At 70.9% G+C, this 14,564-nt stretch carries 10 protein-coding genes; 4 read left to right on the top strand and 6 right to left on the bottom strand.

Features of this window, described 5'->3' with window-relative positions; translation table 11 throughout:
- Positions 1-35: 35 nt before the first annotated feature.
- Positions 36-1,361 carry an FAD/NAD(P)-binding protein gene (locus BO64_RS14460; RefSeq protein WP_496404013.1) on the top strand — a complete coding sequence of 442 codons (1,326 nt, stop codon included), beginning with the start codon at positions 36-38 and terminating at the stop codon, positions 1,359-1,361.
- Here BO64_RS14460 and BO64_RS14455 read toward each other — a convergent pair.
- The 4 genes from BO64_RS14455 to BO64_RS14440 form a co-directional block, all read right to left on the bottom strand.
- Positions 1,358-2,695, bottom strand: coding sequence for a dicarboxylate/amino acid:cation symporter (locus tag BO64_RS14455; protein ID WP_496404012.1), 1,338 nt, complete (start codon positions 2,693-2,695; stop codon positions 1,358-1,360). The genes BO64_RS14460 and BO64_RS14455 overlap by 4 nt on opposite strands.
- Before the next feature lie 114 nt (positions 2,696-2,809).
- Positions 2,810-3,196: a YbaN family protein gene (locus tag BO64_RS14450; RefSeq protein ID WP_496404011.1), complete on the bottom strand. Its 387-nt coding sequence runs from the start codon at positions 3,194-3,196 to the stop codon at positions 2,810-2,812.
- Between the two features lie 129 nt (positions 3,197-3,325).
- A complete protein-coding gene (gene mdoH / locus BO64_RS14445; protein ID WP_496404010.1) occupies positions 3,326-5,209 on the bottom strand; it encodes a glucans biosynthesis glucosyltransferase MdoH in 1,884 nt (627 codons plus the stop codon).
- A 146-nt stretch (positions 5,210-5,355) separates the two neighbouring features.
- A complete protein-coding gene (locus BO64_RS14440; RefSeq protein WP_496404009.1) occupies positions 5,356-7,203 on the bottom strand; it encodes an acyltransferase family protein in 1,848 nt (615 codons plus the stop codon).
- Positions 7,204-7,587: 384 nt separating this feature from the next.
- On the opposite strand from BO64_RS14440, the gene BO64_RS14435 reads away from it, so the two are divergent.
- Entirely contained in the window at positions 7,588-7,938 is a 351-nt protein-coding gene (locus BO64_RS14435; RefSeq protein WP_496404008.1) for a c-type cytochrome, read from the top strand.
- Here BO64_RS14435 and BO64_RS14430 read toward each other — a convergent pair.
- Both BO64_RS14430 and BO64_RS14425 read right to left on the bottom strand, forming a co-directional pair.
- The gene (locus BO64_RS14430; protein WP_496404007.1) at positions 7,935-9,146 is read right to left on the bottom strand and encodes a CaiB/BaiF CoA transferase family protein; all 1,212 of its coding nucleotides are present in this window, start codon (positions 9,144-9,146) and stop codon (positions 7,935-7,937) included. The genes BO64_RS14435 and BO64_RS14430 overlap by 4 nt on opposite strands.
- A gap of 139 nt (positions 9,147-9,285) precedes the next feature.
- Positions 9,286-10,161: a hypothetical protein gene (locus tag BO64_RS14425; RefSeq protein WP_496404006.1), complete on the bottom strand. Its 876-nt coding sequence runs from the start codon at positions 10,159-10,161 to the stop codon at positions 9,286-9,288.
- An 805-nt stretch (positions 10,162-10,966) separates the two neighbouring features.
- Between BO64_RS14425 and BO64_RS14420 the strand changes: the two genes are divergently transcribed.
- Both BO64_RS14420 and BO64_RS14415 read left to right on the top strand, forming a co-directional pair.
- Positions 10,967-12,781 carry a hypothetical protein gene (locus BO64_RS14420; protein ID WP_496404005.1) on the top strand — a complete coding sequence of 605 codons (1,815 nt, stop codon included), beginning with the start codon at positions 10,967-10,969 and terminating at the stop codon, positions 12,779-12,781.
- A gap of 73 nt (positions 12,782-12,854) precedes the next feature.
- Entirely contained in the window at positions 12,855-14,552 is a 1,698-nt protein-coding gene (locus BO64_RS14415) for a ShlB/FhaC/HecB family hemolysin secretion/activation protein (RefSeq protein WP_496404004.1), read from the top strand.
- The last annotated feature ends 12 nt before the right edge of the window (positions 14,553-14,564 follow it).

Here is a 14,564-nt window from a genome sequence, read left to right as displayed (position 1 = left end):
CCATCGAAGCTCTAGGGTATCACCCCTGGATGACTATGGATTCTCCAGGACGGGGGCCGGTCGTCGCCGTGGTCGGCGGCGGCTTCTCCGGCCTCCTGACCGCGATCCATCTTCTGGGCCGCAGCGACCGCATCGCGGTGCGCTTGATCGAGCGCGCCGAGCGGCTGGGCGTCGGCCGGGCCTATGCGGCGGCCAATCCCGATCACCTGCTCAATGTGCGGGCGTCCAACATGAGCGCCTTCCCCGACCGGTCCGATCACTTTGCGGACTGGCTGGCGGGGCGGGGCGTGGCCGGCGGCGGCGACGCCTTCGCCAGCCGGGCGCTGTATGGCGAATATCTGCAGGGCCTGCTTCGCGAGGCCGTGGGCGAGGGCGCGCCCGGGCGCCTGCTGCTGGAGCAGGATGAGGCGGTGGGCGCTGCGCCCCGGGACGGGCGGTTCGAGATCCGCATGGCCATGGGCCGGACCATTCATGCGGACGCCATTGTCCTCGCCGTCGGGCTCGGTCCGCCGAAGCCGCCGCCGGGCGCCGCGCCCGAACTGGAGACCTGTCCGGCCTACGCCGCCGATCCCTGGCGCATCGATCCTGCGGTCTTCCCGGCGGGCGACATCCTCCTGGTGGGGGCGGGCCTGACCATGGTGGATACGGTGCTGTCGCTGGATCGACCTGACCGGCGGTTCCTGGCCGTCTCCCGCCGGGGCCTTGCGCCCCGCAGCCATGCGCCCACAGCGCCGGTGCAGTTGCCTGACGGGCCGCTGGACACGCCAGCCCAGGCGCTGCGGTCCCTGCGCCGGTTGGCGCGGGAGGCCGGATGGCGATCGGCCGTGGACGCCGTGCGACCGATCACGCCCGCCATATGGCGCAGCTGGGGCCTGGCTGAGCGGCGCCGGTTCCTGCGCCATGGCCGCGCCTGGTGGGATGTGCATCGTCACCGCATGGCGCCGCAGATCGCAGCCCGGATCGGCGGGTTGCAGAAAGCCGGCCGGCTTGAGATTTCCGCGGCCCGGATCGAGCGACTGGCGCCGCAGGGCGAGGGCGTGAGCGTCCGCCTGCGGCGCAAGGGCGCCGCCGAGGCTGAAACGCTGACCTTTGCGGCGGTGGTGAATTGCACCGGGCTCTCCGGGGACCTGAGCGGGAGCCCGCTGCTGAACGACCTTGTGGCCCGGGGACTGGCGCGCGCCGACCCGCTGAAACTGGGCCTGGAGGTCGATGACGCCTTCCGGGCCTCGCCAAGGCTCTATGCCGTGGGGCCGCTGGCGCGATGGGCGCGGTGGGAGACGGTGGCGGTCCCGGACCTGAGGACGCAAACGGCGGAGACGGCGGCGACGGTCCTGGCCGACCTCGGGCTTGCAGGCGCCTAGGCGCCGGCGAGGCTGGCCTCGGGGGCCTGCTCGATCCAGGCGCCGTCGTAAGCCTCCAGGTCCAGCACGCCCTGCTCCTTGGCGACGAGAGTGGGCACGAGGGCCTGGCCGGCGACGTTCACGGCGGTGCGCCCCATGTCCAGGATCGGGTCGATGGCCAGGAGCAGGCCGGCCCCCTCGAGCGGCAGGCCGAGGGTCGAGAGCGTGAGGGTCAGCATGACCGTGGCGCCGGTGAGTCCGGCGGTGGCCGCCGAGCCGAGCACCGAGACGAAGACGATCAGCAGATAGTCCTGAAGGTGCAGGGGCACGCCATAGAACTGGGCCACGAAGATCGCCGAGATGGCCGGATAGATCGCCGCGCAGCCGTCCATCTTGGTGGTGGCGCCGAGGGGCACGGCGAAAGCGGCGTAGGCCTGGGGCACGCCCAGGCGGCCGGCGGTGACGCTCTCGGTGAGCGGCAGGGTCCCGATGGACGAGCGCGAGACGAAGCCTAGCTGGATGGCCGGCCAAGCGGCGCGGAAGAAGCGCGAGGGCTTCAGGCCGTGGGCGGCGAGCAGGGCCGGGTAGACCACGAACAGGACGACGGCGAGGCCGATGTAGACGGCAGCCGCGAACTGCCCGAGCTGAGACAGGGCCTCCCAGCCGTACTTGGCGACGGCGTTGCCCAGCAGGCCTACGGTGCCGATGGGCGTCAGGCGGATCACCCACCACAGCACCTTGCGGACCACGGCCAGGGCCGAGGCGTTGAACGCCAGGAAGGGCCGGCCAGCCGCGCCCGCCTTGAGGGCGGCGAAGCCCACCACCAGCGAGATCACCAGGATCTGCAGGACGTTGAAGCTGAGGCTTGTCGTCGCCAGGCCGTCGGCGACGCGGGTGGAGGCGCTGAGGCCCAGGATATTGGCGGGAACCAGGCCGATCAGGAAGTCGAGCCATGTGCCCTTGCTGGACGGCGCCCTGGCGGCCTCGGCGGCCACGCCGGTATGCAGGCCCGGCTCCAGCACGAGGCCGAGGGTGATGCCGATGACCACCGCGATCAGGGCGGTGATGGCGAACCAGAGGAGGGTGCGCCAGGCGAGCGCGGCCGCGTTCTGCAATTCGCCGAGGCGGGCGATGCTGGCGACGATGGCGGTGAACACCAGCGGCGGCACCAGCGCCCGGAGCAGCTGGATGAAGGTCGCGCCCGTGATGCGCAGGGCTTCGGCGAGGGCGTGGCCGGCCTGGCCTTCGTCCGCGCCGAGGCTGCGGGCCATGAGTCCCAGGACGAGGCCGAGCACCATGCCGGCCAGCACCTGCAAACCAAAGCTGCCGATGAAACGCGAGCGCGTCGCCGCCATGGGTCGTCCTTAGCCTTGCCCCCGATCCTCGGAGGCATCTCTAGTACGGCGATAGGAATTGCTGCGCGGCGGAAATTCTATTCGGCGATTCAGAACGGCTGAGAGCCAGCCCCATCAGGCGGCCGGGCGGCTCACCACATAGGCGCTGACGCCGACGAGCACGAGGCCGACCCCGCCGACGATCCAGGCGTTGCGGGTTACGGCGGCCAGGACGCCGAGGCTGGCGGCCATCATGGTCACCGCCAGGATCTTGGCCCGGGTGGGGATGGCGCCGCGCTCTTCCCAATTGCGGATGAACTCGCCGTAGGTGGGATGGCGACGCAGGCGTTCGGCCCATTCAGGCGAGCCGCGGGCGAAGGCCCAGAGGGCGATGAGCAGGAAGACGGTGGTGGGCATAACCGGCAGGACGGCGCCGATGGCGGCCAGGCCCAGGGCGACAAGGCCCAGGCCCCGGTAGATCAGCTGGCGCCGGCGCGGGCGCTCGCTGGGCGGCGGCGTCATCGGCGCGGGCTCGCGAACTGCATCGCCCAAGTGATCGGAGGAAATGCAGCCGGGCGCAACCGGCCTGCGCGCAATTCTCAGGACCTGACACCGGCGGTCGGGCGGCGCCAGGGACGCCCGAGGCAGCGGTCAGCGGGCGATCGGCTGGGCGCGGTTCTGGGCCACCAGGACAGCGAGGGTGGCGCTCACCAGCTGCTGCTCGGGCGTGGCGAACAGCGCCCGGCGGCGGTTGGCGCGGCGCGACGTCCAGACCGCCAGCGGGGCGGCGAACAGCAGGGGCAGCACCACCGGCGCGAAGCACAGCGACAGGTCCGGGCGGAAGCACAGGCCGGCGAGGAAGACGAGGCCGGTGATCATCTGCCAGTGCATGGCCTTGAAGGCGACGTCCCAGGGCAGGTCCTCGGCGTCGCGCTGCTGGGGCAGCCAGCCGGCGTCATGGCCGCGGAAGGTCTGCATGACCGAGTGGGTGTTGGCCACCATCTGGATGGGCGCAAGGATGGCGGCGAGGACGATCTCGAACCCGACGTTCTTCAGGATGGCGCCGGCGCCGCCGAAGGCGCGACGCTCGCGAGGCCGGCTCAGCACCAGCAGGGCCCCCATCACCTTCGGCCCGACCAGCAGGGTGGCCGACAGCAGGGTGGTGAGCATGAAGGGCGAGAACTCGGGGTTCAGCAGATAGAGGAACGAGTTCCAGTCCACCGGGTGCTTCAGCTGCATGGCGAGCCCGATGAGCAGGGCGGCGAACCACAGCGGCGAAGCGATGTAGGCTAGGCAGCCAAAGAACAGCTGCAGGCGGCTGATCGGGTGCAGGCCCGGCGCCATTAGCAGGCCGAGGTGCTGCAGGTTGCCCTGGCACCAGCGCTGATCGCGGCGCATGAAGTCGAAGATGGTCGGCGGCGTCTGCTCGCAGCTGCCGTCCAGGGCGGCGGTCAGGTGCACCGCCCAGCCGTTGCGGCGCAGGAGGGCGCCTTCCACGACGTCGTGGCTGAGGATGTGGCCGCCGAAGGGCCGGGCGCCCGGCAGGATCGGCAGGCCCGAGCTCTCGGCGAAGGCCCGCACGCGCACGATGGCGTTGTGGCCCCAGTAGCTGGACTCCGCGCCCGTCCACCAGGCCAGGCCCGCGGCGGCCACACGACCGTACATCTGGACCCCGAACTGCGAGAGCCGGGCGAAGAGCGTCTGGGCGCCGACGATCGCCGGGGTGGTCTGGATGAGGCCGACGCGGGGATTGCGCTCCATGGCGTCCACGAGGCGCAGGACCGTCTCGCCGGCCATGGTGCTGTCGGCGTCGAGGACGATCATGAAGTCATAGGCCCCGCCGTAGCGGCGGACCCAGTCGCCGATGTTGCCGGCCTTGCGCTCGGCGTTGTCGGTGCGGCGACGCAGATAGACGTTGCAGTTGGCGTGGCTGCGCAGGGCCACATAGGCCGCGCGTTCCTCGGCGGCGATGTCCTCGCGGCGCGAATCGCTGAGCACAAAGATGTCGAAGGCCTTGCTGACGCCCAGCCGCCCGAGGGCTGCGTCCAGGGCGTCCAGGCGCGCCAGGGCGGCGTGGGCGTCCTCGTGATAGAGCGGCATCAGCAGCGCCGTGCGCGTGGTCGGCGCCTTGGGATGCGGCGAGAACGCCAGATCCTCCTGCTCGCGGCCGGTGGTGAGGACGTAGAGGCCGGCGATGGCGTTGCAGAACCACAGGCACATGGCCGTGCCCAGCAGGACGAAGACGCCGAAGCCCAGGACTTCCAGAGGCTCCCAGCCGCGGCGAGCGTAGAGCACAAAGGGGCCCCACAGCAGCAGGGCGGTGAGGATCAGCGCGCCGCCGAACAGGATGACGCGGCGCTCGACGATGTTGCGGGGAGAGGTCGGCGGCGGCGGCGCGAGTTCGGCCTGGTCGCCGCGGCCCAAGGGCTGACGCGGCATGGCCAGCGGCGCCTCGTCCGGCATCCACGGCGAGCTGGTCGACTCGTCCTGGCGCCAGGGCGCGACGGGCTGGAAGAGACTCGCAACGCTGTTCATTCGCTCGCCCCCGAAACTTCGCCCGGCGGCGCGACCCTCGCGGGACCGTCGCCCACCTAGCCTCGGCTAGATGCTCCTTTCAATCACGGACTCGTGATGATTGCCAGTCTAACAAGCGCGTGATCGCGCTTTTGGCGCAATTTGCCTCAGGGAGCCGCGGGTTCGGCGCGCTCGGCGGGGTCGTGGAGACGGCGATCGAGCAGCCAAGCCGCCACCGCGACCCAGCCGACAAGGATCACGGCGTAGCTGCGTTCCCACCAGCCGACATTGGCGTCGTTCACCAGGCCCGGCATCACCAAATGTTTAGTGATGACGGTAAGGAGCCCCATGGCCACGAAGGCGGCCAGGAGGAACAGCTTCAGGCCGCGAAGGCGGGGCGCGCCGCGCAGCGACCACAGGAGCAGCAGCGGCGCCAGCTGGATGCCCAGGGCGAGGTTGATCGCCATGTGCCGCGGATCGGGCCAGGGGAAGATGGCCGCCGCCGCCAGGCCATAGCCGGCCAGGATGAAGACCACGGCGATGAGGGCGCCCGCGAACCGCGCGCCGGTGATCCGGGTGACGGCGAGGCCGAAGCCGATCCCGGCCAGGCCCGCCATCAGGCCGGCGGTGAGAACGCCGAGGTTGAAGATGTGGGGCAGCGGCGCCTGCGCCCCGCCCAACTCGCTGAGATACTGCTTGGCGTGATTGAAGCCCGGATAGGCCAGGGTGGCGGCGACCACCGCAAAGGCCGCGAAGGCCGGGGCGAAGACGCCGAGCTTCAGAAGGGCGCGGCCGGCCGCCTCGCGGGAGATGGGCGGCGAGTCCGCCAGCGGCTTCAGACCCCAGAGCGGCCGCATCCACGGAATGCGACGGACGATCTCATAGATCAGCAGGCTGCCGCCGAAGGTGACGCCGATCATCAGCAGCGCCTCGGGCAGGGCCGGTATGCCCATGGGCTTCACCACCCACACCGCCGCCACCAGGATCGTCTGGTGGGCAAGGTAGCAGGGGAAAATGCCGTCGTTCAGGTAGCGCAGGACGGGGGAGTTGGCCCGGCGCAGGTAGCGGCTGCCCAGGCCGAGGATGGCGGCGATCGTGGTCCACTGGGCGATGGCGAACACCACGTTGCGCGGGATGCCGTAGTAGGCGCCGCCGCCCGGATGCCAGACCTGGACCATGGCCAGCGAGAGGCTGGCGGCGGACAGGGCGAGGAAGAGCCAGCGGCGCTGCTCCAGTTCACGCCACAGCCCCTCGCGGTGTACGGCGGTGAAGCCGAAAAGGAAGGCCCCGAACGACAGGGCGTGGTTGTACCAGTCCACCGACAGCCGGTTGGTGATCCCGAATAGCGGGAAGAGGGTCAGGCGGATGAGGATCAGGTAGGCGGCCGGCGCCCACAGCACCCGCCAGCCGGACAGCGCCCGCTCGAGGAACGCGCCCAGGCGGTCGCGCAGGTCGGGCCGCGCCATCAGGGGCAGAATCGCGATCGTGTAGGTGGTGAGGTAGACGAGGAACCAGAGGTGGTTCACCGGCACGCCGTTGGCGATTCCGCTGGGGCTGAACTCCCGGATCATCCAGGGCAGCAGCCCCTGGTTCCAGTAGCCCTTGTCCATGGCCTCGATCCAGGACTGCAGCGGCACCAGGGCCACCACGCCGAACAGCAGCGGCGGCAGGAGGCGCGAGAGGCGGCTCCGGGCGACCTGGACGACAGTGCGGCGGGAGGCCATGAGGCTGAGCGCCGAGCCCGCCACCAGGAACAGCAGGGTCAGACGCCAGGGGCCGGTGAGCAGGATCGCCTCGCGGATCCAGTCGAAGCGGTGCGTGCTGCGGATGTGCCAGTCGTAGGGCCCGTAGACGAGGGCCACGTGGAACAGGATCAGCAGGCCGAACGCGCCGACGCGGATCCAGTCGAGGTCGGCCCGGCGCTCGCGTGGCGCCGCGGGGACGCTGGCGGACCCGGCGCCTTCGCGCTCCTGGACGGAGACGCGGGCGGAGGCTGGAGCGGCGGTCAGACTCATGGGTACTCCCGACACCCCGGCAGGAACCTCATCACGCGTTTGTGTGCAACGGTAAAGCGACGTGGCGGGGCGTTTCGCCCGCCTGCGGCGGCGCCCGAGAACCGATCATAGGTAGGACGCGGCGCCTGCGGGCCGGGCGCCCCCGGCGGAAATGTCGCAACGGTCGCAGCCAAGCCAAGCGGGGGCGGGCCGCCGGTGGCATGGAGGCGAGGTCGTCGGTCGTTGGCAATGCGGAGCGCGCCCGATGATCCGGAGGCCGCCGTCGAGGCTCCCTAGTCCATGGCGGCGGCCTCTTCTCCCCTTCGCGCCGGCCTGAAGTCGCCGTACGAAGCATAAGGCGGGGCGGCCGCGCCGCGCCGAGGCTTACGATCAGGGGAAATGATCATGCTGCGTCCGGCCCTTCTGCTGCTCATCGCCGGGGTGCTGGTGTCGGGCTGCGCCGGCATGAACGCCGGGCCGGCGACTGCGGCTGGAGTGGCCCTGAGCCCCGCCGCGGCCCGGGGCGAGGCTTTCGCCATGCGGCGCTGCGGCGGCTGTCATGCGGTGGGCCTGGATGCGAGCCCGGCCGCCAGCGGTCCGCCGTTCTGGAGGCTTGAGCGGCGCTACAACGCTCTAGCGCTGCAGAAGCGCTTCGCCGAGGTATCGCAGCACGGCTCGGGCGAGATGCCGCCCATCGAGATCAGCCGCGTCGAGGCCGAAGACCTGCTGGCCTATTTCGAGACACTTCGGCGCTAAATCACGCCCGCGGCGGAGAGCTTCTCCAGGGCCGCGGCGTCGAGGCCCAGGCGGCCGCCCAGGATTTCGGCGTTGTGCTCGCCAACCGTCTGCGGGGCGTGCGAGCGGGCGCCGCCCGGCGTCTGGGAGAACTTGGGGAACGCGCCCTGCATCTTCAGGCCGGGCCAGCGGGGGTGGTCGGGGAAGGAGACGATGGCCTCCCGCGCGGCGAAGTGCGGGTCCTGCAACATGTCGGCCGGCCCGTAGATGCGACCGGCGGGGACGCCGTGCTCCAGCATCAGGGCTTCCAGTTCGTCCACCGTCAGGGTGCGGGTCCAGTCGGCGATCAGCTCGTCCAGTTCGGTCTGGCGCTCGCCCCGGGCGGCGTGGGTGGCGTAGCGGGGATCGTCGGCGAGGGCCGGGCGGCCCATGGCCTCGCACAGACGGCGGAAAACCCGGTCGCCGTTGGCGCCGATCAGATATTCGCCGTCGCGGCAGGGATAGACGTTGGAGGGGGCGATGCCGGGGAGGATGGCGCCGCTGCGCTTCCGGGCCTGACCGGTGACGACGTACTCGGGAATGAGGCTTTCCATGGCCTGAAGCACCGCCTCGTAGAGCGCCGAATCCACCACCTGCCCCTTGCCGACGAGGTCGCGGGCGCGGAGGGCCGCCAAGGCCCCCATGCAGCCGTAGGTGGCCGCCAGGGTGTCGCCGATGGAGACGCCCATCCGTGACGGTGGACGATCGGGCTCGCCGACGATGGCGCGCCAGCCGCCCATGGCCTCGCCGATGCCGCCGAAGCCGGCCCGCTGGGCGTAGGGGCCGTTCTGGCCGTAGCCCGACATGCGCACCATGATCAGCCGTGGATTGAGGGCGTGCAGCCGGTCGGGACCGAGGCCCCAGCCCTCGACGGTGCCGGGCCGGAAGTTCTCGATGAAGATGTCAGCGCCGGCGATCAGCTTGCGGGCGATCTCCTGCCCCTCGGGCTTGCGCAGGTTCAGCGACACCGACTTCTTGTTGCGGGCGATCACCTCCCACCACACGGGCGCGCCCTGGCCCCACTGGCGCATGGGATCGCCCGCGCCTGGAGGCTCCAGCTTGATCACCGTGGCGCCCATGTCGCCGAGGAGCTGACCGCAGAAGGGACCAGCGATGAGCTGACCGGCCTCGACGACGACGAGGCCCTCCAAGGGGCCATTCCGGCCGGTGAAGGCGGTTTGCTCGGTCATGACGCTCCCCTTGCGAACTTGGCGGACCCTAGCGCCGACCTACCTGCCGTCAAACAAGCCGAGATCGGGGTGGGCGAGGCGGCGTGCCTGTGGGGAGCCGACAGCCACGGGCAAGCGCGGCTGCGCGGCGGGGTGGACTTCAAGCCGCGGAGGCGGCGTCGGCGGCGGGGATCTGGGGGCAGAGCTGGGCGAGCCCGGCGTACAGCCGCCTGACATGGACCAGGTTGCGGTCGGCGAGACGCGCGATTTCCGGTCTGTCCAGATGAGCCTGGGAGATCACTAGGCCTTCGCGCGTCCAGCTGCAGACGCCGATGTCGACGAGGTGGTTGAGTCGCCGGCGCACGGTCTCCTGCGGAGAGCCCAGGGCCTTGGAGACGCGCGCGAGCCGTACGGGCGTAAGCGGGCCGCCTTCCGCGTCGGCGCGGCTGAGCGCCAGGACCTGTAGCCAGGCGAGGCTGCCGAGCGGATCGCCGAGGCTGCCGGCCGCGCTTTCGACCATCCGCAACAGGTAGTCCACCGAGGCCCGGCCCGCCGCGCGAAGCGGCGGCTTGTGGGGCCAGGCCTGCCGGAAGTCGGGCGCGTCGATCGCGCCGATAGCTGTCAGGCGGTCATACAGCTCGCCGAGGCCGGCATAGGTGGCTTCGCAGGCCAAGCGATAAGGCGGGATGTTCAGCAGCCACTGGGGAATGATGAGGCCCCGGGGCGTGGTGCGGCACACGCCGAGCCTGCAAAGGCGTCCGGCCTGGCGGCGGATGGTTTCGAACGGAAGGCCCAGGGACTGCGCCAGGGCGTTCACGCTGATGGGGCGCCGCAGATCGTCCGGGGGCGGATGGTCATAGGTCGCGTAGGCCAGGTTCAGCTCCGGACTGCGCAGTATGGGTTCGATGTTGGCGTGGGTGATCGCGATGACGAGCAGCGCATTGTCCACCGGCCAGATGTAGCGGCCCAGCTGCGCCTGGCTCAGGAGGAACGGCGCCGTGGTCTCCAGCGCCCGGCGTGCGATGTCCGTTTCCATCCTGGTCTGCCCCCTCGCGCCGCCCGATAGCCTCGGCTTCTTCGCGGGGGGAATTGGCGGCCGCCGGAGGCCGGAGCCGCCGGCGGCCGTCACCGCGATGACCGGGGGGATGGCCCCGCGGACTACCCGTCGCGCCGTCCGTTGGGAGGGGGCCGGGCCGTGTCGGAGCCCGAGCGCGACGAGCGACTCGACCATATCGCGACTGTAGGGGGTGACAATGCCGAAAAAGCAAGAATTGCGCGCGGAAACGCGGTTTCTCATGCGGCCTGAGGTCGGAGGGCGCCGTTCCTGGAACGCGGCCCCAGCCAACTTGGTTAAGCCCAAAAAAAGCAAATGTTGCGAAATCTACGATTTCATCGTTAGCATGCCCCCCAGGAGCAGGAAACGGAGGTATCGGGGATGGCGGGGGATCTGATCTCGCGGACGAACGCACGTTACGTCCAGGCGGCGCTTCAGTTGCGCGATCGCCTGGCTCACCGCCTGGAGCGCCTGGAAACTCGAACTTGGCGTAGCGCGGCCTGTGCGCGCCTGAGCGAAACCTATCGTCAGCAGCTCTCCGAAGTCGAAGCCGCCGTCCGACACTCAAGGATCTAGCCTCGCCAGCCCGTGGTCGACGGGCGACAATATGAGGCAAAAGCAATATTTTTGCATCAGACGCCCCGCACGGCCACGTGCGGGGCGTTGTCATTTTCGGCGGACGCCATTGGAGGCCCTGGCGAAAAAGTCCGGGGTCGTATATTGAACTCAAAAGCAACAAATGCCTTAGTCGGCGCAGACAGCGCCAAACCTGGGGGTTCTGATTCCAATGGCTACCCGCACCCGCACTTTCGTCGCGCTTACCGGCGCATCCCTGCTGGCCCTCACGCTTGGCGCCTGCGGCACCAACGGCCACAGCTTCAGCCTGACGCCGACCCAGCCCGGGTCCCCGACCCCGACGCCGACTCCGACCCAACCGGGCACGCCGACCCCGACGCCTACGCAGCCGGGGACCCCGACGCCGACCCCGACCCAACCGGGTACGCCGACCCCGACGCCGACGCAGCCGGGGACCCCGACCCCGACCCCGACGCCGACCCCGACGCCGACTCCGACGCCGACGCCGACTCCGACCCCCACTCCGACCCCCACTCCGACTCCGACCCCCACTCCGACCCCCACTCCGACTCCGACCCCCACGCCGACGCCCACCTCCTCGGCTTCGCTGCTGGACGTCCTGGGCAACGTGGCCAAGGTCGTGGTCGTGGATGAAAGCCTGCCGGGCGGCGGTGACGCCAACGGTCAGCTCCTTGGCGTGGGCGCCGGGGCCGAACAGCCCGCTTCCGGCCAACTGGCGAGCGTCAACCTCGCTTCCGGCGGCCGCCTGGTGGACGTGCAGGCGGTCAACGGCCAGGGCGCTCCGCCCAATCCGGTGGTGGAGGATGTCCAGGGCGCGCTGTCGCCGACCGTCGGCGGTCTCGTGCAGACCGTGGCCGACACGGGCCTGGGCGGCACGCTGAATCAGGTGAGCTCTGCAGTCGGAGAGGCCACGAGCGGCTTGCTCGGCGGCTCCACGCTGCTGGGCGTCAACGCCGGCGGCGCGGATCTGGTCGGCGGCGCGCCCGCCAAGCCGGCCATCGGCGTGGCCCTGCTGTCGCCCAACGGCTCGGAAGGCACGACGCTTGCGGTGGATGTTCTCTCCGGCGGCAAGCTGCTGAGCATCAACGGTCTGGGCGGCGCTGACGGCGGTGCGGTCGGACAACTGGCGGATCAGCTCAACACGACCCTCGGGGGCGTGCTGACCCCGGTGGGCGGCCTGGTTGGCGGCCTTACCGGCACCCTCGCGGGGCCGGTGAACGACCTGTCGGGCGCCGGGGCTCCGCTGGCCCCGGTCACCACCCTTGCCGACAATCTGGTGGGCGGCCTGACCGGCGTCCTGGTCGGCGGCCCGGCTGCCGACGCCAGCCTCCTGGCTCCGGTCACCGGCACGGTCACCGGTCTGGTCGGCGGCCTCGTGGGCGGCGGTGACGCCGGCGGCGGTCTCCTGACGCCCGTCACCGGCGTTGTCGGCGGGCTCGTGGGCGGTCTCGGCGGAGGCGCCGACGCGGGCGGCGGTCTCCTCGCTCCGGTCACCGGCGTCGTGGGCGGCCTTGTGGGCGGCGGTGACGCTGGCGGCGGCCTGCTGACGCCCGTGACCGGCACGGTCACCGGTCTGGTCGGCGGCCTCACCGGCGGCGGCGATGTGGGCGGCGGCCTGCTGACGCCGGTCACCGGCACGGTCGGCGGCCTGGTGGGCGGCCTTACCGGCGGCGCTGACGCGGGCGGCGGCCTGCTGGCCCCGGTGACCGGCCTGGTTGACGGTCTCGTGGGCGGCCTGACCGGCGCCGACGCCGGCGGTCAGGGCGGCCTTGTGGGCGGTCTGCTCGGCGGCGTGACCGGTGCGACCGGCGGCGCCTCCGGAGGCGCGACGGGCGGTTCCGCGGGCGGCGCCCAGCCCGGTCTGGTCGGCGGTCTCGTCGGCGGCCTGCTCGGCACGTCCCCGAGCAATCCGGGTCTGGTCGGCGGTCTGCTCGGCGGCCTCACCGGCGGCACGACCTCGGGCTCCACGTCGGGCGGCCTGCTCGGCGGCCTGCTGCGCAACTGATCGAACCTGAAACCGTGATCAACGGCGGGCGGACGGCGAAAGACCGTCCGCCCGCATGTCTTTGGATCAGAGCATGACCTTCAAGACCTCTTTCGCGATGGCGATCATCGCGACGCTGGCCTCGGGCGCGACCGCGGCGGCGCAGAACGCGTCGCCGCCGCCCCCGCCCGCCAGCCCCCTGGAAGAACCGGCTGGCCCCACCGGCTCGCTCATCATCGACCAGCAGCGCGCCGACCGTCTGCCCGCCGCGCCGGCTACGTCGCGCCCCCAGATCACGCCGCCGGCCGCCCAGGTCGCCCCGGCGCCCGCGGCTCCGGCCGCCCAGGCCGCCGCCACGATCCGCGCCATCGCCCTGCAGGGCGCGTCCCTTCCCGATACCGAGCTGCGCCCGATCTGGGAGCCCTTCGTGGGGCAGGCGCTCACCCAGGCCAACCTTCAGGCCCTGGCCAACGCCCTGACGCGGGCCTACGCCGAGTCCGACATCGCCCTCCCGACTGTGGGCATTCCGGCCCAGACCTTCCAGGACGGCGTCGTCAATGTGGTTGTCACCGAGGGCGCCGTCGGCCAGGTGGCCATCACCGGCGATGTCCAGACCAAGCACCTGCGTCTTCTGAAGCGCTATGCCGCCAAGATCGCCGAAGAGCGCCCGCTGCACCGGCGCACCCTTGAGCGCTACCTGTCGCTGACCCGTGACATCCCCGGCCTGACCGTGGAGCCCAAGCTGCAGCCCAGTTCGCTGCCGGGCGTCTATGTCCTGACCCTCGACATCAAGCGCCGGCAGGTGAAGCCGGAGTTCTCGGTGCACGACCGCGGGACGCCGCGGCTTGGTCGCGTTCAGCTGCAGGGCTCGGTGATCATCAACAGCCTGCTTCAACAGGGCGATTCCACCCGGCTGACCCTGGCGGCGCCAACCGAGTGGGACCCGTTCCAGTATGTGGCGGTGGCGCACAGCATGCCCATCGGCACGGAGGGACTCACCGTCACCGCCAACGTCGGCTACATGTCCACCCGGCCGAAGGACCAGCCGCTCGAGGGCGAGGCGGTCACAGCCGGCGTCACCTTCACCTATCCGCTGATCCGTGGCTTCCGCGAGAACCTCTATCTGACCGCCGGTCTCGACGGGCAGGACAGCGACAACGCCGTCTTCGGCCGCACGATCTCCAGCGACCATACGCGGACCCTTCGTCTGGGCATGTCCTGGAGCAAGGCGGAAGCGCGCAGCGTGACCCAGATCGCCGCCACGGTGAGCCAGGGGCTGGACATCCTGTCGGCCGAGACCGACGCGCGCCTCACCGACGTCGACTATCGCAAGCTCAACCTGCACTTGGCCCGCAACCAGCAGCTTTCTCAGAGCTTCGTGGCCCGGCTGCGGGCGACGGCGCAGCTCAGCGACGGACGCCTGCCGAGCGCGGAGCAGTTCGTCCTCGGCGGCGAGCCGTTCGGTCGGGCGTTCTCCAGCGCCTATCTGGCGGGCGACAGCGGCATGGCGGTGTCGGGCGAGCTGGCCTGGATTTCGCAGAACCTGTGGCCGAAGTCCCTGGCGGGCTCCGAGCTCTATGGTTTCGCCGACTGGGGCGAGGCGCGCATGCGCAGCCGTTTCGACGGCCTGATCCCGTCCGCCACACGCGATCTTGCGTCGGCCGGCGTGGGCGTGCGGCTCAACTGGAAGCGCAAGACCATCTTCAACGTCGAGGGCGCGACTTCGCTGGAGAATCCGTATCCTGAGAACGAGGCGTGGCGTCTGCTGTTCGGCTGGCGCTCGATCTTCTGACGGAGAGGTGCG

Source organism: Phenylobacterium composti DSM 19425 (assembly GCF_059568645.1).
The sequence above is the reverse complement of the archived record's forward strand: the minus strand, read 5'-3'. Positions and strand labels throughout refer to the sequence as shown.